Below are 24290 nucleotides of genomic sequence, written 5' to 3' on the forward strand. Positions count from 1 at the left end.
GTCAGCCGATCTGCGCGTTCTTGGAGACGGTCACCTGGTCGATGTCGGAGGTCCGTACGGTCACGGCGATCTTCCACTCGCCGGCCATGGGGATCTGCACTCCGCTCGCCGACCAGTGGCCGGTGGTGATGTGGTCGGGGACGACGGGCAGCGGCCCGATGTCCTGGGCTTCGAGGGTGAAGGCGACCTTGACCTCGGGCACGTCGAACGCACGGCCGTTGGGCCGGGTCACATAGACGTGCATCTCGTTGGCGCCGGCGCGTGCGGGGTCGAGGTCCACGCTGACCACGCCCTTGCCGTCGGCGCCGCCCGTGTCGAAGGACATGTCCAGCGTCAGGGCGCCCGAGGTGGAGTCCGAGGAGTCCGCGGAGGGGTCCGTGGAAGAGGACGAGGAGGAGCGGGTGGCCTTCGCCGCGTCCTGCTCCGTACGGCCCGGCTCGGTCGACGTCAGGACGGTGGTGACGGCGAGCAGCACCACGGCGACGCCGGCCTCGGCGAGCACCGAGCGGCGCAGGCCGAACCGGTCGGCGTCGGACTCCCGCAGCCGCTTCTGCCGCGTGGCGTCGACGGCGGCCTGCTGCCGGGCGAGCTGCGTGGCCCGCTCGGAGCCCGAGCCCCCGGAGCCGGTCTTGCCGCCCCCGGAGGCCGACTTCGCAGCAGCAGCGGCGGCGGCGTCGATCGTCCCGGCCGAGGCGGCGACGGGCTCCTTCTCCGACGCGGACGCCTCGGAGGCGGATGCCGCGGACACCACCGCCGCCTCGGTCGTCGTATCCCCCGCAGCGCCCGCCGCAGTGTCCCCGGCGGTATCCGTCGCGGTGTCCGCAGTCGTGTCCGCCGTCGTATCCGCCAGCCGCGCCGTCCACCGTCGCGAGATCCACGCGATGCCGACGAGCAGCGCCACGAGACAGATCTTGATGAGCAGCAGTTGGCCGTAGCGGGTGTCGGTGAAGGCGGACCAGGAGCCGAGCTGGCGCCAGGACTGGTAGACGCCGGTGACGACCACGGCGAGGACGCTGCCGAAGGCGACCTGGGAGAAGCGGCGGACGGCGGTGCCCTCGACGGGCCGGTCGGCGGGCGCTCGGTACAGCGCGACGAGGAGCGCGGTGAGTCCGCCGAGCCAGGTCGCGACCGCCACGAGGTGCAGCACGTCGACCGGCATCGCGATGCCCGGCTGCAATCCGGTCGACGCGTGCTCGGCCATGGCCCAGCTCGCCGCGAGCCCGGCTGCCACGACCGTTCCGCCGATGGCGAGCCCGAAGGTCAGATCCCGCTTCTCCTCGCCCTCGCGCTTGTCGTAGGCGCCGAAGAGCACGGCGATGAACAGCGCGGCCGCGGCGAGCAGCAGCAGCCGGGAGACCAGGGCCGCGCCGGTCTTGGTCTGCAGGACCTGGCCGAGAAGTGCGAGGTCGAAGACGTCGCCGACCTTCCCCGAGCTGGTGTAGGCGCCGCGCAGGAGCAGCAGGAACAGGGTGGCCGCGGTCATCGCCAGCCAGCCGGAGACGACGAGCCGCTGCAGCGCCCGTACCCCGGTGCCGCGCTGCCAGCAGGCCAGCACGAAGGCGGCCCCGCCGACCATCACGATGAACCCGGCGTACGACACATACCGGCCGAAGCCGTAGAGCCAGCCGACGACTCCGCCGCCGGCCGTCTGGTCGGACACCGAGACGCTGGTCTGGGAGGGGGCGCCGATGGAGAAGGTGTAGGCGCCGGCGACGGGATGGCTGTCGGCGGACACGACCTGGTAGGTCACGGTGTACGTGCCGTCGGGCAGCCCGGAGTGCAGTTGCACGGCGTAGGTGGTGCCGCTGAGGTTGCTCGGTTTGCCGGTGTCGACCCGCGCGCCCTTGGGGTCGAGGACGCGCAGCGAGTCGTCGCTCAGCGAGACCGTCTCGGAGAAGGTCAGCGACACCTGAGTGGGCGCCTTGTCGACCACCACCCCCTGCGCGGGGTCGCTGCCGGTCAGCGCGGCGTGCGCGGACGCGGGTCCGGCGCCGGCGAGGAGCGCGCCGGCGACCGCCAGGAACAGCAGCACGAGCATCCGGACGCGGGGGGCGATGGTCTGCGTCAAGGTGGTCCCTCCCTCAGTGGCCGGTCTTCGGGTTGTACACGGCGGACTTCACCGGAATCTCGACCTTCACGGGGTCGGAGGCGGCGAAGTGCAGCTCGACGGTCACCGTCTCGCCCTGCACCGGCTTGCTCTTCAGCTTCTCGAACATCAGGTGGTTCCCACCGCTCTTGAACACGAGTTGACCGTGTGCGGGGACGTCGAGGGACGTGACCTCCTCCATCGAGGACCCGACGGTCTCGTGGAGGGTGACGCTGCCCGCCGCGGCACTGGTGACGGAGGTCAACTCGTCCTTGGTCCCGCCGTCGTTGACGATGGTCAGGAAACCGGCGGCCATCGTGTCGGAGACGGGCTGCGGAATGTAGGCGGCCCGGACGGACAACTCCGCCGCACCGCCCGAGCCCTGGCCGCCCGAGTCCGACCCGCACCCCGCCAGCAGCAGCGCCCCGGCGACCAACGCGGACGGCGCCGCGAGAAGCCTCACAGACCTCGCAGACCTCACAGCACTCACAGACCTCACAGCACTCACAGACCTTGCAGACCTCACGGGTTCTCGCCCTTGATGATCTTGGGGAGGTCCTTGGTGTAGTCGTCGACCGTGGCGTCCTCGCCGTACAGGAGGTATCCGCCGTTCGTCTTCGGGGAGAAGGCGACGACCTGGGTGCCGTGGGTGGAGACGATCTTGCCGTTCTTGTCCTTGTGCGGCGCCTCGACGGAGATGCCGACGGTGCGGGCGGCGGCCTGGATGGTCGCGAACTTCCCGGTCAGGCCGATGACCTGGGAGTCGATGCCCTTGAGCCACTTGCCGAGCGCGGCCGAGGTGTCGCGGTCCGGGTCGGTGGTGACGAACACGACGCGCAGTTCGTCCTGTTCGGCCTGGGGCAGCTGCTTCTTGGCGATGGCGATGTTGTTCATCGTCAACGGGCAGACGTCCGGGCAGTTGGTGTAGCCGAAGTAGATCAGCGTCGGGTGGCCCGCGGTCTCCTTGCGCAGGTCGTAACTCTTGCCCTGGGTGTCGGTGAGCACCAGGTCGGGCTTGGTGAAGGGCTGGTCCAGCACGGTCGCGGCCTGCTGCGAGGAGTCCTCGGAGACGACGGCGACCGGGCTGCTGCTGTCGTCGCCGCCGTTGCCGCAGGCGGAGAGGGTGAGGGTGGCGGCGGCGAGCAGTGCGGCCACGGCGAACGTCTTCTTGCGCATAGAGAAATATCCCAGATGTGTGAAATCCGGCGTCGGGCGACCGCGGCCGCCCGATGCCGGAGTGGGGCTCAGGCCTCGGTCGTCGTGGTCCGGCGGCGGCCGGCGAGCACGCCGTACGCCACACCCGCGGCGCCGACGACGATGCCGACCACACCGAGGACCCGGGCGGTGGTGTCGCTGCTGTCGGAGTCGGAGGCCGCCACGGTCGTCGCGGCGGCCGCCTTGGCGTCTTCGGACTCGTCGGAGGCCGCTTCGGCGGCCGTGCCGTGGTGGCCGTCCTCGGTGGCGGCGGTCAGGGCCAGCACCGGGGCGGGGTTCTCCGGCTCCTCGGCGCCGTCCTCCTGGACCTCGATCCAGCGCACGACCTCCTTGTTGGAGTACGTCTGGATCGCCTTGAAGACGAGTTCGTCGGCGTCCTCGGGGAGCGCGCCGACGGAGACCGGGAACTTCTGGAAGAAGCCGGCCTCGATGCCCTTGCCGGTCGCGGTCCAGGTGATCTTGGAGACGGCCTCGGAGATCTGCTTGCCGTGCACTGTGAGGGGCTTGGCGAGCTTGGCCTTGGTGACGACGATCGTCCAGCCGTTGATCGGCTCCGGCAGTGCGGAGGCCAGCGGGTGGTCGGTCGGGAAGGTGACCTCGAGCTTGGTCGTCGAGGCGTTGTCCCGCTCGTTGGGGACCTTGAAGTCGACGACCGCGTAACCGCCCTTGGCGGCGGTGCCCTCGGCGGCGACGCTGACGTGCGCGAAGGCGGGCGCGGACAGGGCGAGCACGGCGGAACCGGCGACGGCAGCGGCGGCGGCGACGCGGGAGGCGATACGAGAGGCCTTCATGACAGCGAGCACTCCACTCTGAGTGAGTCTGTGGGTGAGGAGGCGTGAGCACGGACGTACGCACGCGCGCGTGCCGCACGACAGCGGCCGTCCCCCCCAGGTGTGGTGGAGTGCTGGTCGTGTCGCGTCAGGCAGCGAGGACGAGAGCGGATGCGTCCGGTGGGCCTCGTCTGATCACCGAGTGCTGCAGTGCGGTCGTCCGGGGCGCCGCCGACGGGAACAGCGCGGTGGGCGGGACGCGCGGTCCCGCCCCGGGCGTGGCGGGCAGCCCCGCGAGCAGGGCGCGCACCAGCGCGAGCGCCCCGCGCAGGGACCGTACGAGCGCTCCCTCGGCGACGCCGTGGGCCGACAGGGCGAGCAGCCGCAGCAGGGCCGTGTCGCCGCGCCGCAGCAGCCAGCCGGCGGCGACGGCCGCGAGGACGTGACCGAGCAGCATCGGCAGGGACGGCAGCAGGGCCATCGATGTGCCGGCGGTGGACAGGGCGTCGGCGGGATGGTGCATGGAGTCGCCCATCCCGGCCATGCCGCTCATGGCACTCGTGGCGCCGCCGGTCCCGCTCCCGGCGCCGGTGGCATCGGGGTAGAGGCGTGCGTCGACCAGGATCTGCTGGGCGCGGGCCGGGCTGATCGCGCCCGCGGCGGCCCCGCACACCAGCCGGGCCGCGCGGGCGACGAGCGTGGCGTCGGACGCGGAGAGCGCGGCCGAAGCCGACGTCGAAACGGAAGCCGAAGCGGAAGCCGAAGCCGACGCCGAAGCGGAGGCGGTGTGCTGGCCGAGTCCGAACAGCGTGTGCAGCACGGTCTGTCCGACGGCGAGCAGCGCCGCGATGCCCGGCAGCGAGCGCTCGCGTCCGGCGAGCGGCGCCACGACCGCGAGGACCCCCAGGAACCCCGCGCCCAGCGTCCACGGCGGGACGGTGGCGCAGGAGGCCAGCGTGTGCCCGGCAGCGGCCAGCACGACGCAGACCGCGGCGAACACCGCGGCCCGCAGCAGCCGTAGATCGCGACCGGAGCGCTCGCTGTGGGGGGCAGACATGGCGGGCTCATCATCGCACTGGCCTTACCGCCGCCATACGGCAGGTCCACAAGGTTCCCTACGATGCGGAAGATCAGCTTCTGTTACGACTGATGCTACTGATGTCTGTTGAGTCCCTACATACACCGATTCCAGGCCCGAGTGCATCCCCCATATGGGCGGCATCACGTGGAATTCGCGCTTACATACGCCCGCGCGCGGCAATACGTATCGGTATGTCGAGCCGCGGCCAGGAGGCTGGAGCATGAGCATCTGGTGGTCACTCCATCTGCGGCGCGAAGCCGCGAGCGTTCCGCTCGCCCGCCGCCTGTTGCTCGGCACCATGGAGACGGCGGGCGTCGATCCCGACGTCAGCTACGACCTCTCGGTGGCCCTGAGCGAGGCCTGTGCCAACGCCGTCGAGCACGGCGGGGACACCGCGCACGGCGGCTGTTCGGAGGCGTACCGCGTCACCGCCTACCTCGACGGCGAGAAGTGCCGTATCGAGGTCGCCGACTCGGGGCCCGGGTTCACCGGCGGGCGTTCCGCGCCCGCGCCGGGGCCGGTGCGCATGAGCACCGACGCAGAACAGGGCCGGGGCCTCTTCCTCATCCGGGAACTCGCCGACCACGTCCACATCGGCAACAAGCCGGGGCGCGGCGGTGCGGTGGTGAGCTTCGACAAGATGCTGAAGTGGCGCAAGGACGCACCCCTCATGGCCGTCTGACCAGGCGTCAGTCGGTTTCGCACGTACAGGATCCGGCGTCGCTCGACGCCGGATCCTGTACGTGCGACGGGGGACTTCAGGTTTCCCAGCACTCACAGGTTCCTCTCAGCGTTCGCCCATGTCGCTGACTGGTGGCGTTCCTACGTTCATGCTCATGACGGGAAATCGCAAAGACACCACCATCACCCGGCGCCGCGCCCTCGTGGTGACCGGCGGCACGGTCGCGGCGGGCGGACTCGCCGTCGCCGGTTACCAGTCGGCCTTCGCCGACACGTCCACGGAGGCCGAGGCGAGCGCGTCGGCGTCCGCCACCTCCACGAGCAGCAGTTGCATGACGCTGATGACGAGCGTCACGGAAGGGCCCTACTACCTCGACGGCGCCTTGGTGCGCAAGGACATCACCGAGGGCAAGAGCGGCGTGCCGCTGACCCTGCGGCTGACCGTCGTCGACGCTACCGACGGCTGCACGCCGGTCGCCGGCGCCGCCGTCGAGATCTGGCACTGCGACGCCTGGGGCTACTACTCCGGCTACACGACCGCCAACCCCGGCGGTTCGGCCCCGGCGGAGAGCGAGGACGGCTCCACCGCCAACGACAACACCTACCTGCGCGGCTACCAGATCGCCAACGCCAACGGGGTCGTCAAGTTCGAGACGATCTTCCCCGGCTGGTACACGCCCCGCACCTGCCACATCCACCTCAAAGTGCACACGGGCGGCGAGAAGGAGGACGGCACCTACGAGGGCGGCAAGGTCAACTACACCGGGCAGCTGTTCTTCCCCGACGACGCGGCCCAGGAGATCTTCACGCTGGAGCCCTACTCCCAGCACTCCGGCAGCTACACCACCCTCGACAACGACATGGTCTACGACGGCGGCGGCACCTCCAGCGGCCTGCTGACGCTGAAAGCGGTGCACAAGGCGGACCCGTCCAAGGGCTACAAGGGGTCCATCACCCTGGGCGTCGACCCCGACGCGGAGAACACCGGCGCTGGCGGCGGCGGAGGCGGCGGCACGCCCCCGAGCGGCGACGCCCCCACGGGCACCCCGCCGAGCGACGCCCCGTCGGCCTCCGCGTCCTCCTGAGGCCGGGCCATGACAAGCCGTGAGGACGATGCGCTCGCGCAGGCCGCGGTGGCCGCGCTGACCGGTCAGCTGGCCCTGGCTCCCAAGCCGGGCCTGCCCGACCCTCGTGACCTGGCCGCCCGCGTCACCCGCAAGGACCACTGCGGGCTGCGCTGGTCGGCCAAGGCACTCGCACCCGGCCTCGCGGCGATGGCCGCGGCGGCCCGCCGCACCGGCGAACCCACGCTCCCGCTCCGGGCGGAGCTGGGCGCGATCGGGAGGTGCACCGAGCACTCGGTGGGCCTCGCCGGCGGCGGGCACCGGGGGGCGCTGTGGACGCTCGGCCTGCTGGTCGCGGCGGCCGCGCTCGACCCCCGCGCGCGGGGCGTCGAGGTCGCCGCGACCGCCAAGCGGATCGCCGCGCACCCCGACCGGGGCGCCCCGCGGCGGCCCTCCCGGGGCGCGACGGTCTCGGCGAAGTACGGCGCGGCCGGCGCCCGCGGCGAGGCCCGCGCCGGGTTCCCGCACGTACGGCGGGCCCTGGACGCGCTCGCCGCGGCCCGCAAGGCCGGTGCGGACGAGCCCGCGGCCCGGCTCGACGCCCTGCTCACCGTGATGTCCACCCTCCAGGACACCGAACTCCTGCACACCGCGGGCCCGCTGGGCCTGCGCCATGTGCAGGCCGGCGCGCGCGGAGTCCTGGAAGCGGGCGGCACCACGACCCCGGCAGGCCGCAAGGCCCTCGCCGAGCTCGACACCGACCTCCACACGCGCGCGTGGAGCCCCCGGGGCAGCGCGGGCCTCCTGGCAGGAGCCCTGTTCGTGGACGCCCTCCCGGTCACCGCGCTCGCCCGCGCCGCCTGAGGCCGCCGTCCTGCGCGCTGCCTTGCGGACGCACGCCACAGCCCCGCACCCCGAAGGGCGCGGGGCTGTGGCCCGAGCGGCGGATCAGCTCTTGTCCCCCTGGGGACCCTTGAGCGCCGCCATCCACGCCTCGACCGCGTCGGAGCGGCGCGGCAGCCCGTCCGACAGGTTCCGGTTGCCGTCCTCGGTGACGAGGATGTCGTCCTCGATGCGGACGCCGATCCCCCGGTACTCCTCGGGCACCGTCAGGTCGTCGGCCTGGAAGTACAGCCCGGGCTCGACGGTCAGCACCATGCCCGGCTCCAGGGTCCCGTCGACGTACGACTCCACGCGCGCGGCGGCGCAGTCGTGGACGTCCAGGCCGAGCATGTGACCGGTGCCGTGCAGCGTCCAGCGGCGCTGCAGACCGAGCTCCAGGACCCGCTCCACCGGGCCCTCGACCAGGCCCCACTCGACGATCCGCTCGGCCAGCACGCGCTGTGCGGCGTCGTGGAAGTCGCGGTACTTGCCGCCCGGTCGGACGGCCTCGATACCGGCCTCCTGGGCGTCGTACACGGCGTCGTAGATCTTCTTCTGGATCTCGCTGAAGCGGCCGTTGACCGGCAGCGTGCGCGTGACGTCGGCGGTGTAGTACGTGTGCGTCTCGACGCCCGCGTCGAGCAGCAGCAGGTCGCCGGAGCGGACCGGGCCGTCGTTGCGCACCCAGTGCAGCGTGCAGGCGTGCGGGCCGGCGGCGGCGATGGTGCCGTAGCCGACGTCGTTGCCCTCCACACGCGCGCGAAGGAAGAACGTTCCCTCGATGTAGCGCTCGCTGGTGGCCTCCGCCTTGTCGAGGACCTTCACGACGTCCTCGAAGCCGCGCACCGTCGAGTCGACGGCCTTCTGCAGCTCGCCGACCTCGAAGTCGTCCTTGACCAGACGGGCCTCGGAGAGGAAGACGCGCAGCGCCTCGTCGCGTTCGCCGGTGACCTTGTCGGTCAGGGCGGCCTCGATGCCCGCGTCGTGGCCGCGCACGACCCGCACCGGGCCGGTGGCCTCGCGCAGCTTGTCGGCCAGCTCGCGCACGTCGGAGGCGGGGATGCCGTACACCTGCGCGGCCTCGGTGAGCGAGTGCCGACGGCCGACCCACAGCTCGCCCTGGCCGGACAGCCAGAACTCGCCGTTCTCGCGGTCGGAGCGCGGCAGCAGGTAGATGGTGGCCTTGTGGCCGCCGGCGACCGGCTCCAGGACGAGGACGCCGTCCTCCGTCTGGTTGCCGGTGAGGTACGCGTACTCGACGGAGGCGCGGAAGGCGTACTCCGTGTCGTTCGAGCGGGTCTTCAGATTGCCCGCGGGGATCACCAGGCGCTCGCCCGGGAAGCGGGCGGAGAGCGCGGCGCGGCGGGCGGCGGTCTCGGCGGCCTGGGCGATCGGCTGCAGGTCGTGCAGCTCCGTGTCGGCCCAGCCGGACTTCATGTTCTCGGCCAGCTCGTCGGACACGCCCGGGTAGAGGCTGTTCTTCCGCTGCTTGATGGGCTCGTCCTCGGCAGTCTCCGGGGTCTCCGGAAGCTCCTCCGCCACGGTCATCCTCCTTGATACGGCACTGGACCCCCTCCATCGTACGGTCGCACGTAAGGGGGTCCAGGTGGGGAAGACCTGTCATGGCCGGCTACTCGAAGCGGGCCGCCAGCAGCACCACGTCCTCGTCGCTGTCCTGCTCGTCCAGGCCGTCCGGCAGGACCGTGCGCAGCACGTGGTCGGCGATCGCGCCGGGGTCGTTCCGCAGCGGCCTCGGCACCCCGGCGGCGGCCGCGTGCAGCCGGGCGAAGGCGCGGTCCACGGGGTCGCCGGTGCGGTGCAGCAGGCCGTCGGTGTAGAGCAGGACCGTCTCGCCGGGCTCGGCCTCCAGTTCCACGCTCGGCGCCTCCCAGCAGGCCAGCATGCCCAGCGGCGCGGAGACGGACGTCTCGGCGAACTCCGTGCGCCGCTCGCCGACCAGCAGCGGCGGGCAGTGCCCGGCGCCGGCCAGGGTGATCTTGCGCAGGGCGGGTTCGCAGTAGGCGAACAGGGCGGTGGCGGACCGGGCGGGCTCGGTCAGCCGCAGCAGCAGCTCCAGGTCGGACAGAACGGCGACGGGATCCTCGCCCTCCATCACCGCGTACGCCCGCAGGGAGGCGCGCAGCCGGCCCATCGCGGCGACGGCGCTCGGCCCGGACCCGGTGACGGACCCGACGGCGAGGCCCAGTGCGGCGTCCGGCAGCGGCAGCGCGTCGTACCAGTCGCCGCCCCCGCGCGGGCCGGTGCGGTGCCGGGCGGCGAGCTGGACGCCGGGCACACGCGGCAGCCGGGACGGCAGCAGTTCCTCGGTCATCGTCTTCATGCACACGCGTGTGCGCTCGAGCTCCACCAGCCGGGCCAGGTGCTCGGCGGCGTACCGGACGTACAGGCCGACCAGGTGGCGCTGGCGCTCGCCGGGCTCGGCTGGCTCGTCGTAGAGCCATACGGCCGCGCCCAGGCGGCCCGCCGCCTCCTCGGCCTCCAGCGGCAGCGCGTAACTGGCGGCGTAGCCGAGCCGGGCGGCCACCTCGCGGTGGCGGGGGTCCAGGCCGTCCCCGGCGAACAGGTCGGGCTCGGCGATCTCCCCCTCGCCGCCGGGCAGGCCGTCGAGGATCCGTCCGTAGGACAGGGCGCTGCGCGGCACGGTCTCGATGTGGCCGAGATCGGCGCGGCCGAGGCCCAGCCCGATCGTGGTGTCGGGCCCGAGACGGTCGGCGGGTTCGAGGACGACGAGACCGCGTCGGGCGCCCACGAGGGCGGCTCCGGCGTGCAGCAGTTCCTGGAGGGCTTCCGGCAGTGCGTCCGTGCGGGCCAGGCGTTCGGTGAGTTCGTGGAGGGTTGTGAGATCCGACACCCAGCCGGCGAGCCGGTCCGTCAGCAGAGCGCCCGGGCCGGAGGAGCCGGGGGAGGCCGCGGGGACCGTCGGGGCGCCCGGGGAGGCGGGCGCGGGCGGGACAGTGTGTGCGGGCGAGGGAACCGTTGAATCGATTCCAGCCACTTTCGGAGGGTGAGGGGCGTTCATGGCGTCCGGCTCTCGGACCGGAGCGTATTGCTCAAAAGCATCGCAAACCCCCATGTCATTCTGCGCCGCTAGCGGTGTCTCCACATGTACACGCACTCGTGAGGGGATGTCCAGCATTGTCCTGCTGGGATTGCTGGTGTCCGTGGGGTCTTCGGGGGAATCGCGCACGCCTCTGACGGCTCCCTTGCGGAATCGTAAAGTTGGCTTAAAACTGCCTCGGGTAACGGGTGATTGCGGTCGACTGGGTTTGCTCCACGGAGCGTCACAGCGGTCGTGATGGGTACGTACTCGGTAAGGGCCAGGGATCGTTGGGAGCTCGTAGGGAGCCTTCCGGAACCTGGTGACCGGCCCGGGCGTCATAGTCATCGACGACCGTGCCCCATCCTCCCGTGGCGGAGGCGAAGAGAAATACGTGCGACGTTAAACGCCAGACTTCGCCACCCCACGCCACGCCCAGGCATCAGACGGACGCAAGTCGAACGGAGTGGCCGCGCAAGCAGCCACCGCTCGACCCTGAGGGGTTCCCCTTGTCCAGGACAGGGGTGTGATGCGCCAACAGGTACGCACAGTGAAGTGATCGACACATGGTGTGATGTGACCCACGGTGTTGCCAGCGGTGCAACGGAAAGGAACGAGCGCTCATGCGCGAGATCCTCGGAAAGCGACGCAGGCTCCTGTCCCAGCGCAGCGACGGGGGGCCTGAGTTGATCGACTCGGCCCTCACCTTCGCGACGGAATGGCAGTGGCCCGTCCTCCCGGGGGCGACGGCGGACCAGCGGAGTGCCTCCCGCTGCACCTGCCCCGACCCCGAGTGCACGGTCCCCGGTGCTCACCCCTTCGACCCCGGCCTCCTCGCGGCCAGCACCGATGCGCGCATGGTGCGCTGGTGGTGGACAAACCGGCCGGCCGCACCGATCGTCCTGGCCACCGGGGGCACGGCTCCCTGCGCGGTCAGCCTCCCCGCCCTCGCGGCGTCGCGCGCGCTCGTGGCGCTCGACCGGCAGGGCATGCGGCTCGGCCCGGTGGCCGCCTCGCCGACCCGCTGGTTCATCCTTGTCCGGCCGTACACGATGGAGCAGCTGGGTGAACTGCTCTACGCCAAGGACTTCGTGCCCGGCTCCCTGCGCTTCCACGGCGAGGGCGGCTACATCGCCCTGCCCCCGTCCGAGACGGGCCGCGGCGACATCAGGTGGGAGCGCGCGCCGCTGCCCGGCTCGGCCTCGCCCTGGGTGCCCGACGTCGAGGCCGTGGTGGACGCCGTGGTGGACGCCCTCACTCGTACGGGTGTGAGCGCCCCCGAGTTGTAAGGGTGTCGGGCGTGCGGCGGACGGCACGCCCGGGTTCGCCCTCTATCTTCCGCTACATGAACCTTCGTCTCCTCGCCCTCGGGGGCGCCGTGGCATGCGCGATCGTGCTGCCTCTGGCCATGGCGTCCGCGGGGCCGGTGGGCGACGAAGGGCGCGCGGCCGGCACGTATGCGTCCGGCACCCGCGCGGCTGACGTGGCCGATACGCGTGCCGCCGGGCAGGCCGGGCGGACCGGCCAGGCCGGGCGTACGGATCCCAAGGCGCCGCCCGCCGAGCCCTCCCGGTCCCCGCTGACGCTCGGGCTGGGGCTGGCCACCGCCGCCCGCTGCGGCCCCGAACTCACCTCCCCCGACGGCGTGGAGGCGCAGACCTGTGTGCTGTCCCAGGGCGAGGACACCTGGGCGCGCACCTACTACCGCAACGCCACCGGACGCGCACTGGACGCGTTTCTGAGCCTCATGGGGCCCGCGGGCCGCACGATGCAGACGCACTGCGCCGTGGGCGCCGAGGACGAGCCGGAATCCTGCGAGACGCCCCATGAGCGGACCCGGGGGGACCTGGCGGCGTACACGGCGGTCGCGGAGTTCGCCCGAGCGGCCGACGGCGGGCCGCTGCTGCTGCGTGCCGGGAGCAACTCCCGGTCGATCAACTCCCGGGAGAGCGCGGGGAGTTGACGTGCGCCGGCGCCCTGTAAACGGAGTCGCGCACGGAGCGGGGCCGGCGTCCGGGCACAGAAAAACCCGGTTGCTGGCGACGGGGGATGCACCAGCAACCGGGCTCCTCGAACGTTAACAAGAGATCGGCGCTACGCAAATTCGATCTCTTGTTTTCATCGGCTTTCCGGACACCGGTGAATCGGCGCTTCTGGCGTCGACTCGCCTTGTGTGGACGGCAGTTGTGAGCAGGCTCACGTCAACTGCGGGCGCCGGGGCTGCTGACCGGTCGGTCAGTGCGGCCGGGTTCCGTCCATGTGCGTCAGCTGAGCGTCACCTGTCGGTTGGTCAGGCCGCCGCGCGCGCGACGCTCGTCGGCCGTGAGCGGTGCGTCCGAGGCCAGAGCGGTCGCGAGTCGCTCGGCGAACTCGGCGGCCGGCTTCTCCACGTCGTCCGCGGTGAGCGCGCTGGGCAGGTCCCAGACCGGCACCGTCAGACCGTGCGCCCGGAAGGAGCCCACCAGTCGGGTGCCCTCCCCGAGACCGGCGCCGCCGGCCGCGTGCAGCCGCGCGAGGGCGTCCAGAAGCTGCTCCTCCGGGTGCGGCATGACCCAGCGCAGGTGGTTCTTGTCCGGCGTCTCGCACCAGTACGCGGCGTCCACACCGGTCAGCTTCACGGTCGGGATCGCGGCGGCGTTGGCCCGCTCCAGGGAGGCGGCCACCTCCGGAGCGGCGTTCTCCGGGTCCGGCACCCAGAACTCGAAGCCGCTGTGCACAACTGGCTCGAACGCGCCTTCGGGGTCGAGCAGATCCTGCATCCGCGGACCGTCCGCCGGGGCGCGGCGGGCCTGCACCGGAGTGCCGGGGTCCGCGGCCAGGGCCCGCAGCAGGGTGTCGGCCAGGTCGCGGCTGATGTCGCCGGACGGCGTGTCGTTCTGCAGGCCGAGCAGGACCGAGCCGTCGTCGCGGCGCAGGGCGGGCCAGGCCATCGGCAGCACGGTGGCGAGCGTGACCGACGGGACGCCCTCGGACAGGCCGTCCTTCAACGGCAGCTCGACGGTGGCGGCCGGGACCAGCTCGCGCAGGGCCACCCAGTCGCACTCGCCCGGCAGGCCGTCGAACGGGCGCTGCACCAGCTCGGTCACGGCATGCGCGGCGGCCCGGCCGTGACAGGCCTTGTAGCGGCGGCCACTGCCGCAGGGGCAGGGCTCCCGCGCGCCGACGACCGGGATGTCCGCGTCGTTGAGCTGCGGCCGCTTGGCCGTCGTCTGGGGTCGCTTCTTGGCCATCTGGGTGTCTCCCGGGTACGGCTCGTCTGGTACGGCGGGAGCCTAGCCGCTCGTACGCTCCGTCACGGGAACCTGTGGACAACCCATGGCCTGTGGAAACCGGCGCGGACCGGCTCGTCCGGTGTCGCGTGCCGCTAGTCCAGGTCGTCGAAGGCGTCCGCGAAGTCGAGGCCGGGCATCGACGCCACCGAAGGGGCCGCGACCCGGGACGCGAAGTCGTCGCGTCGACAGCCCGCGTCGGGGTCGTACACGTCCGCGTGGACGACGACCCACACCGTGACCTCGCCCCGGGCGTCGTCCCGGACGCCCCAGTCGTCGGCCAGCGCCGTGATGATGTTGAGCCCGCGGCCGCCGTGCGCGGTCACGGAGGGAGTGGCCGGGGACGGGCGGGTCGGGCCGCCGCCGTCGGTCACCTCGACCACCAGCCGGCCGCCCGTTTCGACACGCCACGCGGCCCGGACGTCGCCGTCCCCGGCCAGGGCCTCGCCCAGCGGCCTGCCGTGCTTGCAGGCGTTGCTCAAGAGTTCGGAAAGGATCAGTACGGCATCGTCGATGACCGATTCCGACACCCCGCCCCTGCGCAGTTGATCACGCATGCGGTGTCTTGCATTCCCCACGCCCGCAGGGCCATGGGGTACGGCCATGCTCGACGACGCGGGCACCTCCTGTGCCACCACCAACGCCACCCCCGAGACCTCCTTCGCCCCACGCCACGGTTTGGATGCCCCATTGGCCTGTACCGGAAACCGGCCAATGCGGGTCCGGCGACGCATTCGGAATGACCGAACACGGACCGAACGCGCCGGAGCACTCCCTGTGATGGACCTGTCAGCGAGTGGCTGGATTTGGACGGTATGGCTGAGAACGGAGAATGCTGTAGTGGTGCGGGCGGGGTCAAGAGGTGTGGATGGTGTGGATGGGGCTTCTGGGACTTCTGTGAGGCTTCTGTTACTTCCTCGGCCGTCGCTCGCCTCCCTCGGCCGCTGCTTTCGCGGCTGCCGTTTCGGCGACCGCCGCGTCCTCGGCCGGCGCTTCCTCAGCGGCCCAGTCGTTGCAGTACCGCGCGGGGGCGGTTGGTGATGATGGCGTCGATGCCCAGTTCGGCGCAGAGATCGACGTCTTCCGGTTCGTTCACGGTCCACACGTGCACCTGGTGGCCGGCCCGCTTCAGGCGCTCGATGTACGCCGGGTGGTTGCGCACGATCCGGATCGAGGGGCCGGCGATCCCGACCCCCGCGGGCAGCCGCCCGTCGCGCAACCGGGGTGAGACGAACTGCATCAGGTAGACCGTCGGCATCGTGGGCGCGGCGGCACGCACGCGATGCAGCGAACGGGCCGAGAAGCTCATGATCCGCACCGGGGAGTCGGCCGCCGAGGCCGGCGCGTCCAGCCCGAACCGCTTCAGGAGCACCAGGAGCCGCTCCTCCACCTGTCCGGCCCAGCGCGTCGGATGCTTGGTCTCGATGGCCAGCTCCACCCGGCGTCCCGCGTCGGAGACGAGCTCCAGCAGCCGCTCCAGGGTCAGGACGGAGGTCTCCTCGCGGTCCTCCGGGCGGACCTCCCAGTCGGGATCCTCCTCGCGCGCGTGCCAGGCCTCACGCGCCTCTCTCGTCTTCCAGGAACCCGTCTTCCAGGAGCCGAAGTCCAGCGCCGCGAGGTCGGCGAGTTCCAGGGCGGAGACCGCGCCGCGGCCGTTGGACGTACGGTTGACGCGGCGGTCGTGTACGCAGACGAGATGGCCGTCCGCGGTCAGCCGTACATCGCACTCGAGGGCGTCCGCACCGTCCTCGATCGCCTTCTTGTACGCGGCCAGGGTGTGCTCGGGGGCCTCCTCGGAAGCCCCTCGGTGAGCGACGACTTGAATGTGGTGCTGCCGTGCGTGGGTCACCGCGTCATGGTGCCACCGGGGTGCGGTCGTCTGAGAACCCTCTGAGATGTTTCGAGGATGCGCACTTATTGTGCGTAATGGGCCATATAAAGGATGGTCACGGACCCACAGCCACCGCTTATGGTGCTCTGACGGCCCGTGGGAAAAGCTGGGACATGCAAAAGCACCTGCACAGCTTCAGCGCGCCGGGTCGAGGACAAAGCGTGCGACGAAGCGCGACGAGCGCGGACGAGCGCGAGCTGAGTGCGACCTAGTGCGACCGACGACAGCCGTGGATCGAGGAGAAGAGCTGTGAGCACCGAGAACGAGGGCACCAACGAGGGCACCCAGGTACCCCCGGCCCCGTCCGCACCCCCCGTGCCGGTGGATTCTCCCTCGGCCTCCCCGCAGTCGGCCGCGCCGGACTCCGGCGCGCCCACGACTCCGCTGCCGGTGACGTCCGAGCAGGCGCCGGAAGCCGCGCCTGCCCCCGCGGGAGGCGCGCCGGAGGGTGGCTGGCCGCCGCCCACCGTGCCTCAGACGGCGCCGGCCCCGGTCGACGGCGACTGGCCGCCACCGACCGCTCCGCAGACCTCCACGGCCCCGCAGGGCTCCCCGGTCGCCTCCGGAGGCGACTGGCAGAGCCCGCCCCCGGCCACGCCGCTGTACGCCGAAGCCGGCGTGGGCGTCGGCGCGGCCACGCACGCGTACGGCGAGACCGCCCCCTCGGACGCCGGCGCGGGCGGCGCCGGCGGCGCGGGGGGTGTCGACGGGACCGTCTGGGGCGCCGCGTACCAGCAGCCGGCGCCCAAGCCCTCCCGGGGCCGCGGCGGGCTCGTGGCCGCGGTCCTGGTGGCCGCGCTGGTCGCGGGCGGCCTGGGCGGCGGCCTCGGCTACACGCTGGCCAAGAACGACGACGACAGCGGCTCGACCACCGTCTCCGCCTCCACCAACGGCGGCGACGTCAAGCGCGAGCCGGGCACGGTCGCCGGGGTCGCGGCCGGCGCCCTGCCCAGCACGGTCACCATCGAGGCCGAGTCCAGCAGCGGCGAGGGCGGCACCGGCACGGGCTTCGTGTTCGACACCCAGGGGCACATCGTCACCAACAACCACGTCGTCGCGGACGCGGTCGACGGCGGCAAGGTGACGGCCACCTTCCCGGACGGCAAGAAGTACGACGCCGAGGTCGTCGGGCACGCCCAGGGCTACGACGTCGCCGTCATCAAGCTGAAGAACGCCCCCACGGACCTGAAGCCGCTTGCCCTCGGCGACTCCGACAAGGTGGCGGTCGGCGACTCGACGATCGCGATCGGCGCCCCCTTCGGGCTGTCCAACACGGTCACGACCGGCATCATCAGCGCGAAGAACCGCCCGGTCGCCTCCTCGGACGGCACCGGCAGCTCCTCCTCCTACATGAGCGCCCTGCAGACGGACGCCTCGATCAACCCGGGCAACTCCGGCGGCCCGCTGCTGGACGCCTCCGGCAACGTCATCGGCATCAACTCAGCGATCCAGTCCACCGGCAGCGGCGGCCTGGGCGGTACCACCCAGTCCGGCTCGATCGGCCTCGGCTTCGCCATCCCGATCAACCAGGCCAAGTACGTCGCCCAGCAGCTGATCAAGACCGGCGAGCCGGTGTACGCCAAGATCGGCGCGTCGGTCTCCCTGGAGGACTCCACGGGCGGCGCGAAGATCACCGACACGGGCGCGGGCGGCGCTTCCGCGGTCGAGTCGGGCGGCCCGGCGGACCAGGCCGGCCTCAAGCCCGGCGACGTCATCACCAAGCTCGACAGCATGGTGATCGACAGCGGCCCGACCCTGATCGGCGAGATCTGGACCCATCAGCCCGGCGACAAGGTCAAGATCACCTACGAGCGCGACGGCAAGTCCAACACCGTCGAACTCACCCTGGGCTCCCGCAAGGGCGACAGCTGACGCCCACGCGCGCGTACCCACCGACGTCAGCGGACCCCATGTGGACCACGGCCCCCGCGAAACGCCGACGGCCGGTACTCTGTACCCGCTCCGCCCCTGGTGGGCCGGGGCGCAGGTGGGTTGCCCGAGCGGCCTAAGGGAACGGTCTTGAAAACCGTCGTGGCAGCGATGTCACCGTGGGTTCAAATCCCACACCCACCGCGTGGTGAGCAGTGCGAACGGCCCCTGACCTGGTGAATCGGTCGGGGGTCGTTGGTGTGTGCGGTGGGTGGTCGGTGCTGGGGAGAGCGGCCGGTGCTGGGCGTGACTGTTTCTTGACCGGTCCTGCGTTCGATCATGACCGCCTGTTAGGCGTGCCTTGAACGGCTGTGATGTGTCTTTGACGGGGGCTCTCCGGGGCTCGCTCAGCGGCCCTGGGGCCGTCTCGTCGCATCCTGATCGATCGTGAAGGACAAGCGTGTCTCGTTCATCTCGTGCCGCCGTGGCGGCCCGCGCCATAGGAACTCTCGCGGCTTCGGCCGCGCTCGCCGTCGGCGCCGCCCATACGGCGCTCGCGTGCACCATCGGTGACTTCTCCGCCGCCGCCGTCTGCGGTGGCGACGGTCACGGTGTCATCCGAGTCACCGACAAGGACGCCTCCGGCACTCCGGCCACCGTCTCGCTGTACCTGCAGTTGGATCAGCCGATCAACAATCAGCGGCTCGTCGACACCAAGACCATCGCGCACCCGACCGCTCAGGGTGTCACCGTCGATCTCAACCCCCTCGAATGGCATGCAGGGGCGACGTTCCGGGTCCACGTCAAGGCGGGCGACCTCGTCGACGACGACATCCAGCCCCTGGTCGTCGTGGGGGACGAGAGCTGCTCGTCCACCAGTCCTTCCGCCGGTCCTTCCGCCACTTCTTCCGCCAGTCCTTCCATCAGCCCATCCGCTTCGGCTTCGGCCACGTCGGTGCCGGCCTCCTCGCCCTCGTCCTCCGCGTCCCCGGTCAGCGTTCCGTCGGTCCTCGGCGGGGGCGGCAAGCTTGCCGAGACCGGGGCGAGCAGCGGTACTGCCGTCATCGCCGGTGTCGCCGGGGCGTTCGTCGTGGTCGGTGGCGGCATCGTCCTCGCGTTGCGTCGCCGGGCGGATCGGCGGATCGCGCGCTGACGTGCGCGTAGCTCAGTGAAGGTCCGGGCGGTGTGTTGTCATCCGGGCCGCCGAGGCGATCGTCCCCCTTGCCTCCCTGGCCGTCAGGCCCGTTCGTACGGCGGCCGACACCAGGTCCTCGGTCAGGTCCGGGCCGATGCCGTCCTCGTAGGCCCGGCAGGCCGCCCAGAACAGGCGGGTGTTGCGTTGGCCCTCGTGGGCGGCCAGGACGAACTGGACCAGGCCTCGGCCGTGTGCGCCGCCCGCCGTGGACGCCTGTGCCTGGCCGGCCTGGGGGGAGCGCGGGGGCGGGAGCAGCAGGCGCAGGAGGGAGCGTGGGCAGGGGGCTGGGGCGAGGTGGCTCGTGCCGGGGGCGGTGGCGTAGACGCCGTGGGCGGTGCGTGAGCCGGGGCCGACCAGGTAGCCGCCGGCGCCCCGGATGTCGATCCCGGGGGCGAGACGGCCCGCCGAGTTGGGGACGACGACGTCCGGTGGGCCGGTGAGCCAGAGATGCCGGCCGCCGGACGGGGTCAGGACGACGACCGTCGGCGGGATCGTGAAGAGGTGGCGCAGGGCCAGTTCGCGCAGGGCGGAGGTGGAATCGGTGTCCGACTTCGTGTCCAGGTCGACGCCGATGAGGTGGTGCGGGGGCAGGCCGCAGGCGATGCCGTAGCCGGTTGCCCAGGGCGCGGCGGCGAACAGCGCGCGGATGCGGGCCGGGTCGGTGGAGGCGTCGTACACCCCGTGGCCGGGGCGGCCGCACTCGCCGTGGCAGGGCGGGCCCGGGGCGGGTTCCGGGGCGGGTTCCGGGGCGTCGCGGTGCGGGGAGCGCAGGGCCGGGAGCTTCGTTCGGGACAGGGGGATGACGGCCAGGCCGCGTTCGGCGGCCGACAGGGCGTGGGCGAGGGCCAGCGTGGTGGCCTGCCGGGGGTACCGGTCGGTGGTGGCCATGAGTTCAGTATCGTACGCGTGTTCGAAGAAGGGAAGAGGGTGCGGTGCGACGCGCCCGAGGGCGCTCGGGTGATCCGGGAAATGGCGGGCAAGTGCCGTAACGCTTCGCCCCTTGTGGGGCCTGAGGGGCGGGTGTCCGACTTGCCGGGGGTTGTGTGGGCAAGGGAAGGAAAAGTGGCGATAGGGGTTTATCGACTTGTCATCACGCTTGAGTGCTAATCATGGCTTGCGGGGTGGTTCGCCGGGGATTCGGTGGGCAACTCTGGTCCTGCGACGTCGTCACACAGCGCCGAGACGGTCGGCCAACCGTCCTGGTGGAAGCCGTAATTCAGGTACTTCGGGTACTCACGCACTTCCTTTCTGGAGGAAAAACATGGCAAGCATCCGTACCGCCCGCGTCATCGCCGCCGTCGCCGCCCTTCCGCTGGCAGCCGCCCTCTTCAGCGGCGTCGCGGTGGCGGACAACGGCGGATTCGCGGACGACGGATCGAATGCCGGCGTCGCGAGCATCGTCGGCAGCGGTGTCGGGAAGGACAACAACGGCAACTCGGCCACGACGCAGCAGAACGCCGTGGGATCGGGCGCCTCGAACCAGAGCAACACCGCGCAGGTCAACGGCTCGGCGTTCACCGCGATCAACCAGGGCAACAGCAACGTGGCGGTCTCCTTCACCCCGCTGTGGTGGTGATCTGAGGGGGCCGGCGCTCGGGGCCGGCTCCCTCGGGGAGTGCCGTACTGGGTGTGCTTTGTGGGGTGGTAACGCGTCTGCGCGGCGGGGCTTCGGCTCCGCCGCGCAGACGTTTTCGCGTTCCGCCTCGCCCCACCGCGTCCCACCGGCGTCCCTCTGCCGCGACCTTGACACGCCCCTCTATCTGACGGACAGTCAGAAACCCCTCCCGTATCGGTCCTGGAAGGAGTGCTGTCGTGGACGACGACGATCTCCACCCGCTGCTCAAGGCCTACGAGGGTCTGCCCGCCGCGGTCGCCGGCACCGGCCGGGACCCCGTCAACGCGCCCATGATCCGGCACTGGTGCGAGGCGATGGGCGACCTCAACCCGGCGTACACCGGCCCCGACGCGATCGCCCCGCCCACCATGCTCCAGGCGTGGATCATGGGCGGCCTGAGCGGTCACGAAGGGCGTGCGCAGGCCTATGACGAACTGCTCCGTCTGCTCGACGAGGCGGGCTGCACCTCGGTCGTCGCCACCGACTGCGAGCAGGAGTACGCGCGCCCGCTGCGGCCCGGGGACGAGGTCGCCTTCGACACGGTGATCGAGTCGGTCTCGCAGCGCAAGAAGACCAAGCTGGGCACCGGGTACTTCGTCACGACCCGGACGGACGTACGCGTCGGCGAGAGTCTCGTCGGCACGCACCGCTTCCGCATCCTCAAGTACGCCCCCGCCGCCCCCGCCCGCGACCGTTCGCGGAAGCCCCAGGAACCACAGCAGACGCAGCAGACGCAGCAGACGCAGCAGACGCAGCCGGCGGAGCCATCTCAGGCCCTCCGCCCCCGCCCCGTCGTCAATCGCGACAACGCCGGTTTCTGGGAGGGCGTGCGCGACCACCGGCTGCTGCTCCAGCGCTGCGCCGCCTGTGCCGTCCTCCGCTTCCCGTGGCTGCCCGGCTGCCAGTCCTGCGGGTGCCCGGAGTGGGACACCGTCGAGGCGTGCGGCGAGGGGACCGTGTTCTCGTACGTCGTCATGCACCATCCACCGTTCCCGGCGTTCGATCCGCCGTACGCGATCGGGCTGGTCGAGCTGGCCGAGGGCGTGCGGATGGTCAGCAACGTGGTCGGGACGCCGTACGACAAGGTGCGGATCGGGATGCCGGTGCGGCTCGAATTCCGGGAGTACGACGACGAGTTGACGCTGCCCGTGTTTCACGCGCTGTCCGAGGGGGTGACCGTGTGAACGCCGGTGACGTGCTGCCGCCGCTGGAGATCGAGGTCACCCGCACGCTGATCGTCGCCGGGGCTCTCGCCTCGCGCGACTACCAGGACGTCCACCACGATCCCGAGGCGGCCCGGCGGAAGGGGTCCCCCGACATATTCATGAACATCCTCACCACCAACGGGCTGGTCGGCCGCTACATCACCGACCAGTTCGGCCCGCAGGTGGTGTTCCACAAGGTCGCCATCCGGCTGGGGGTGCCCAACTACCCGGGGGACGGCCTGGTGTTGAGGGGCACGGTCGAGGAGGTCCGGGACGGGGACACGTTCGTGGTGCGCATCACCGGCGACAACGGCATCGGCCGGCATGTGAGCGGCACGGTGACGTTCACCGTGCCGGGGTGGAGCGCGCAGGCGAAGGGCGAACGGCACGGCATCGGCACGGTGACGGTCACGGTCCAGGACGGAGGCCCGGCGTGAGCGTACGCACGCGTGACGACCTCGGCGGGCGCGCCGCGATCGTCGGCATCGGCGCCACCGAGTTCTCCAAGGACTCGGGGCGCAGCGAACTGCGGCTGGCGGCGGAGGCGGTGCGGGCGGCCCTCGCCGACGCGGGGCTGACGCCCGCCGACGTGGACGGCCTGGTGACGTTCACGATGGACACCAGCCCCGAGATCACCGTGGCCCAGGCCTGTGGAATGGGCGAGCTGTCCTTCTTCTCGCGGGTCCACTACGGAGGCGGGGCGGCCTGCGCGACCGTCCAGCAGGCGGCGCTCGCCGTCGCGACCGGCGTGGCCGAGGTCGTCGTCTGCTATCGCGCCTTCAACGAGAGGTCGGGGCGCCGGTTCGGCTCGGGCGTGCGGCATCGCGAGCCCTCGGCGGAGGGGACGGCGCTCGGCTGGACGCTGCCGTTCGGGCTGCTCACCCCCGCCTCCTGGGTGGCGATGGCGGCGCAGCGGTACCTGTACGCGTACGGGCTGACCGCGCAGGACGCGTTCGGGCCGGTCGCCGTCACGGCCCGTCGGCACGCGGCGGGCAACCCGGCCGCCTATTTCCACGGCCGGCCGATCACCCTCGCCGACCACGCGGCCTCCCGCTGGATCGCCGAGCCGCTGCGGCTGCTCGACTGCTGCCAGGAGACGGACGGCGGCCAGGCCCTGGTCGTCACCTCGGTGGAGCGGGCCCGCGACCTGCCGCAGCCGCCCGCCGTGGTCGCCGCGGCCGCCCAGGGCGCCGGCCGGGCCCAGGAGCAGATGACCAGCTTCTACCGCGACGACCTGACGGGCCTGCCGGAGATGTCCGTGGTCGCCCGCCAGCTGTGGCGCGGCTCCGGGCTGGCGCCGGCCGACATCGACGTGGGCATCCTCTACGACCACTTCACCCCGTTCGTGCTGATGCAGCTGGAGGAGTTCGGCTTCTGCGCCCCCGGCGAGGCCGCGGCGTACGTGTCGGAGGACCGGCTGCCGCTCAACACCCACGGCGGCCAGCTCGGGGAGGCCTATCTGCATGGTATGAACGGCATCGCCGAAGCCGTACGGCAGCTGCGCGGCACATCCGTGAACCAGATACCGGGGGCCGCCCGCACCCTGGTGACGGCGGGCACCGGAGTGCCGACCTCGGGCCTGGTCCTGACCGCCGATGTATAGGCAGGGATGAGCCCCCAGGGGTCATCCCGTAGTAGTCGGCGTGTTCTCGTCCACCTTCAGGAGGTGGGGCAGGCACCACCCCTACAACCTGAGACGGAGTCGGCTTCGGGACCTGCGGCCGATCCGCCCGCGCGGGATCCGAACCTAGCGTGGAGCCATGACCACACTCGTCTGCACCAGCGCTTCGAACGGCAGGACGCGGCCTGCGCCGTACCCGTCCTTCGCGTCGTACGTCAGAGCCCGTCAGCCGGTGCTGCTGCGCACCGCCCGGTCGCTGACCGCGAATCCGAGCGACGCGGAGGACCTGCTGCAGACCGCGCTCACCAAGACGTATGTCGCGTGGGAGCGGATAGAGGACCATCGGGCGCTCGACGGCTATGTCCGCCGGGCGCTGGTGAACACCCGCACGTCGCAGTGGCGCAAGCGCAAGGTCGACGAGTACATGTGCGACGAGCTGCCGGAGCCGGATCCGGCGCCGGACGGGAACGACCCGGCCGAGCAGCAGGCGCTGCACGACGCGATGTGGCGGGCGATCACGAAGCTGCCCGCGCGGCAGCGCGCGATGGTAGTCCTCAGGTACTACGAGGATCTCAGTGAGGCCCAGACGGCCGAAGTGCTCGGGGTCTCGGTCGGCACGGTGAAGTCGGCGGTCTCCAGGGCCCTGGGCAAGCTCCGCGAGGACCCCGAGCTGGTACTTGTCCGATAAGCGGACGCCGCGCCGACGTGGTGTTTTGACCCGGGCTTTAACGTGACCTGATCGATCGTCGCCACCTAGTGACATACCGCGCGGTATGTGCGCAGAATCA

Annotated in this window: 23 protein-coding genes and 1 tRNA gene; 13 read left to right on the top strand and 11 right to left on the bottom strand. The window is 71.6% G+C overall.

What is annotated here, in order from left to right; all coding sequences use genetic code 11:
* Window position 1: 1 nt before the first annotated feature.
* From ACWD4O_RS09460 to ACWD4O_RS09480, 5 genes are all read right to left on the bottom strand, one after another.
* Entirely contained in the window at window positions 2-2068 is a 2067-nt protein-coding gene (locus tag ACWD4O_RS09460) for a copper resistance CopC/CopD family protein (protein ID WP_451279003.1), read from the bottom strand.
* 13 nt (window positions 2069-2081) lie between these two features.
* The gene (locus ACWD4O_RS09465) at window positions 2082-2549 is read right to left on the bottom strand and encodes a copper chaperone PCu(A)C (protein ID WP_451279005.1); all 468 of its coding nucleotides are present in this window, start codon (window positions 2547-2549) and stop codon (window positions 2082-2084) included.
* 59 nt (window positions 2550-2608) lie between these two features.
* Complete coding sequence (locus ACWD4O_RS09470) at window positions 2609-3262, bottom strand: SCO family protein (protein WP_450951922.1); 654 nt, start codon at window positions 3260-3262, stop codon at window positions 2609-2611.
* A 68-nt stretch (window positions 3263-3330) separates the two neighbouring features.
* Window positions 3331-4092, bottom strand: a complete 762-nt coding sequence (locus tag ACWD4O_RS09475; protein WP_450951923.1) for a YcnI family copper-binding membrane protein — start codon at window positions 4090-4092, stop codon at window positions 3331-3333.
* A gap of 127 nt (window positions 4093-4219) precedes the next feature.
* A complete protein-coding gene (locus ACWD4O_RS09480) occupies window positions 4220-5128 on the bottom strand; it encodes a hypothetical protein (protein ID WP_451279007.1) in 909 nt (302 codons plus the stop codon).
* 244 nt (window positions 5129-5372) lie between these two features.
* Here ACWD4O_RS09480 and ACWD4O_RS09485 point away from each other — a divergent pair, with 244 nt between their 5' ends.
* The 3 genes from ACWD4O_RS09485 to ACWD4O_RS09495 all read left to right on the top strand — a co-directional run bounded on the left by ACWD4O_RS09485 (window position 5373) and on the right by ACWD4O_RS09495 (window position 7761).
* Window positions 5373-5834 carry an ATP-binding protein gene (locus tag ACWD4O_RS09485; protein ID WP_351907718.1) on the top strand — a complete coding sequence of 154 codons (462 nt, stop codon included), beginning with the start codon at window positions 5373-5375 and terminating at the stop codon, window positions 5832-5834.
* A gap of 148 nt (window positions 5835-5982) precedes the next feature.
* Window positions 5983-6918: an intradiol ring-cleavage dioxygenase gene (locus ACWD4O_RS09490; protein ID WP_451279345.1), complete on the top strand. Its 936-nt coding sequence runs from the start codon at window positions 5983-5985 to the stop codon at window positions 6916-6918.
* Window positions 6919-6927: 9 nt separating this feature from the next.
* Window positions 6928-7761, top strand: coding sequence for a triphosphoribosyl-dephospho-CoA synthase (locus ACWD4O_RS09495; RefSeq protein WP_451279009.1), 834 nt, complete (start codon window positions 6928-6930; stop codon window positions 7759-7761).
* An 84-nt stretch (window positions 7762-7845) separates the two neighbouring features.
* On the opposite strand, the gene ACWD4O_RS09500 is transcribed toward ACWD4O_RS09495, so the two are convergent.
* Both ACWD4O_RS09500 and ACWD4O_RS09505 read right to left on the bottom strand, forming a co-directional pair.
* Entirely contained in the window at window positions 7846-9327 is a 1482-nt protein-coding gene (locus ACWD4O_RS09500; RefSeq protein ID WP_451279011.1) for an aminopeptidase P family protein, read from the bottom strand.
* Between the two features lie 82 nt (window positions 9328-9409).
* On the bottom strand, window positions 9410-10936 hold the full coding sequence (locus tag ACWD4O_RS09505) for a PP2C family protein-serine/threonine phosphatase (protein WP_451279347.1): 1527 nt from the start codon (window positions 10934-10936) through the stop codon (window positions 9410-9412).
* A 524-nt stretch (window positions 10937-11460) separates the two neighbouring features.
* Here ACWD4O_RS09505 and ACWD4O_RS09510 point away from each other — a divergent pair.
* Entirely contained in the window at window positions 11461-12126 is a 666-nt protein-coding gene (locus ACWD4O_RS09510) for a bifunctional DNA primase/polymerase (RefSeq protein WP_450951928.1), read from the top strand.
* Window positions 12127-12182: 56 nt separating this feature from the next.
* Complete coding sequence (locus ACWD4O_RS09515) at window positions 12183-12800, top strand: hypothetical protein (protein ID WP_451279014.1); 618 nt, start codon at window positions 12183-12185, stop codon at window positions 12798-12800.
* 301 nt (window positions 12801-13101) lie between these two features.
* Here ACWD4O_RS09515 and ACWD4O_RS09520 read toward each other — a convergent pair whose 3' ends face one another.
* The 3 genes from ACWD4O_RS09520 to ACWD4O_RS09530 all read right to left on the bottom strand — a co-directional run bounded on the left by ACWD4O_RS09520 (window position 13102) and on the right by ACWD4O_RS09530 (window position 15955).
* A complete protein-coding gene (locus ACWD4O_RS09520; RefSeq protein ID WP_451279016.1) occupies window positions 13102-14067 on the bottom strand; it encodes a DUF5926 family protein in 966 nt (321 codons plus the stop codon).
* 134 nt (window positions 14068-14201) lie between these two features.
* Window positions 14202-14840 carry an ATP-binding protein gene (locus ACWD4O_RS09525; protein ID WP_451279018.1) on the bottom strand — a complete coding sequence of 213 codons (639 nt, stop codon included), beginning with the start codon at window positions 14838-14840 and terminating at the stop codon, window positions 14202-14204.
* A gap of 263 nt (window positions 14841-15103) precedes the next feature.
* On the bottom strand, window positions 15104-15955 hold the full coding sequence (locus ACWD4O_RS09530; RefSeq protein WP_351907732.1) for a glycerophosphodiester phosphodiesterase: 852 nt from the start codon (window positions 15953-15955) through the stop codon (window positions 15104-15106).
* A gap of 291 nt (window positions 15956-16246) precedes the next feature.
* Between ACWD4O_RS09530 and ACWD4O_RS09535 the strand changes: the two genes are divergently transcribed.
* The 3 genes from ACWD4O_RS09535 (at window position 16247) to ACWD4O_RS09545 (ending at window position 19019) form a co-directional block, all read left to right on the top strand.
* Window positions 16247-17869 (top strand): trypsin-like peptidase domain-containing protein, encoded by a 1623-nt coding sequence (locus tag ACWD4O_RS09535; protein WP_451279020.1) that lies wholly within the window; start codon window positions 16247-16249, stop codon window positions 17867-17869.
* A gap of 114 nt (window positions 17870-17983) precedes the next feature.
* Window positions 17984-18070 (top strand) — tRNA-Ser (locus ACWD4O_RS09540).
* A 256-nt stretch (window positions 18071-18326) separates the two neighbouring features.
* Window positions 18327-19019 carry an LAETG motif-containing sortase-dependent surface protein gene (locus ACWD4O_RS09545; protein ID WP_451279022.1) on the top strand — a complete coding sequence of 231 codons (693 nt, stop codon included), beginning with the start codon at window positions 18327-18329 and terminating at the stop codon, window positions 19017-19019.
* Window positions 19020-19031: 12 nt separating this feature from the next.
* Here the strand turns inward: ACWD4O_RS09545 and ACWD4O_RS09550 are convergent, their stop codons facing one another.
* Entirely contained in the window at window positions 19032-19949 is a 918-nt protein-coding gene (locus ACWD4O_RS09550) for a bifunctional DNA primase/polymerase (RefSeq protein ID WP_451279024.1), read from the bottom strand.
* Window positions 19950-20322: 373 nt separating this feature from the next.
* On the opposite strand from ACWD4O_RS09550, the gene ACWD4O_RS09555 reads away from it, so the two are divergent.
* The 5 genes from ACWD4O_RS09555 to ACWD4O_RS09575 all read left to right on the top strand — a co-directional run bounded on the left by ACWD4O_RS09555 (window position 20323) and on the right by ACWD4O_RS09575 (window position 24190).
* Window positions 20323-20637: a hypothetical protein gene (locus ACWD4O_RS09555; protein ID WP_451279026.1), complete on the top strand. Its 315-nt coding sequence runs from the start codon at window positions 20323-20325 to the stop codon at window positions 20635-20637.
* Between the two features lie 236 nt (window positions 20638-20873).
* Window positions 20874-21860 (top strand): bifunctional MaoC family dehydratase N-terminal/OB-fold nucleic acid binding domain-containing protein, encoded by a 987-nt coding sequence (locus ACWD4O_RS09560; RefSeq protein ID WP_451279028.1) that lies wholly within the window; start codon window positions 20874-20876, stop codon window positions 21858-21860.
* The gene (locus ACWD4O_RS09565) at window positions 21857-22318 is read left to right on the top strand and encodes a MaoC/PaaZ C-terminal domain-containing protein (protein ID WP_451279030.1); all 462 of its coding nucleotides are present in this window, start codon (window positions 21857-21859) and stop codon (window positions 22316-22318) included. Before ACWD4O_RS09560 ends, ACWD4O_RS09565 begins: the two co-directional genes overlap by 4 nt.
* Entirely contained in the window at window positions 22315-23484 is a 1170-nt protein-coding gene (locus ACWD4O_RS09570; RefSeq protein WP_451279032.1) for a lipid-transfer protein, read from the top strand. Before ACWD4O_RS09565 ends, ACWD4O_RS09570 begins: the two co-directional genes overlap by 4 nt.
* A gap of 157 nt (window positions 23485-23641) precedes the next feature.
* Window positions 23642-24190: a SigE family RNA polymerase sigma factor gene (locus ACWD4O_RS09575; RefSeq protein WP_451279034.1), complete on the top strand. Its 549-nt coding sequence runs from the start codon at window positions 23642-23644 to the stop codon at window positions 24188-24190.
* Window positions 24191-24290: the final 100 nt, after the last annotated feature.

This window comes from Streptomyces sp. NPDC002623, from assembly GCF_053592635.1.

Bases quoted from the DNA above. Each gene is read 5' to 3' on its own strand.
- ACWD4O_RS09480 (WP_451279007.1), bottom strand. From the start codon at position 5,128: ATGTCTGCCCCCCACAGCGAGCGCTCCGGTCGCGATCTACGGCTGCTG.
- ACWD4O_RS09475 (WP_450951923.1), bottom strand. From the start codon at position 4,092: ATGAAGGCCTCTCGTATCGCCTCCCGCGTCGCCGCCGCCGCTGCCGTC.
- ACWD4O_RS09510 (WP_450951928.1), top strand. From the start codon at position 11,461: ATGCGCGAGATCCTCGGAAAGCGACGCAGGCTCCTGTCCCAGCGCAGC.
- ACWD4O_RS09490 (WP_451279345.1), top strand. From the start codon at position 5,983: ATGCTCATGACGGGAAATCGCAAAGACACCACCATCACCCGGCGCCGC.
- ACWD4O_RS09470 (WP_450951922.1), bottom strand. From the start codon at position 3,262: ATGCGCAAGAAGACGTTCGCCGTGGCCGCACTGCTCGCCGCCGCCACC.
- ACWD4O_RS09555 (WP_451279026.1), top strand. From the start codon at position 20,323: ATGGCAAGCATCCGTACCGCCCGCGTCATCGCCGCCGTCGCCGCCCTT.
- ACWD4O_RS09485 (WP_351907718.1), top strand. From the start codon at position 5,373: ATGAGCATCTGGTGGTCACTCCATCTGCGGCGCGAAGCCGCGAGCGTT.
- ACWD4O_RS09520 (WP_451279016.1), bottom strand. From the start codon at position 14,067: ATGGCCAAGAAGCGACCCCAGACGACGGCCAAGCGGCCGCAGCTCAAC.
- ACWD4O_RS09550 (WP_451279024.1), bottom strand. From the start codon at position 19,949: ATGGCCACCACCGACCGGTACCCCCGGCAGGCCACCACGCTGGCCCTC.
- ACWD4O_RS09515 (WP_451279014.1), top strand. From the start codon at position 12,183: ATGAACCTTCGTCTCCTCGCCCTCGGGGGCGCCGTGGCATGCGCGATC.
- ACWD4O_RS09505 (WP_451279347.1), bottom strand. From the start codon at position 10,936: ATGCTGGACATCCCCTCACGAGTGCGTGTACATGTGGAGACACCGCTA.
- ACWD4O_RS09525 (WP_451279018.1), bottom strand. From the start codon at position 14,840: ATGCGTCGCCGGACCCGCATTGGCCGGTTTCCGGTACAGGCCAATGGG.
- ACWD4O_RS09500 (WP_451279011.1), bottom strand. From the start codon at position 9,327: ATGACCGTGGCGGAGGAGCTTCCGGAGACCCCGGAGACTGCCGAGGAC.
- ACWD4O_RS09495 (WP_451279009.1), top strand. From the start codon at position 6,928: ATGACAAGCCGTGAGGACGATGCGCTCGCGCAGGCCGCGGTGGCCGCG.
- ACWD4O_RS09575 (WP_451279034.1), top strand. From the start codon at position 23,642: ATGACCACACTCGTCTGCACCAGCGCTTCGAACGGCAGGACGCGGCCT.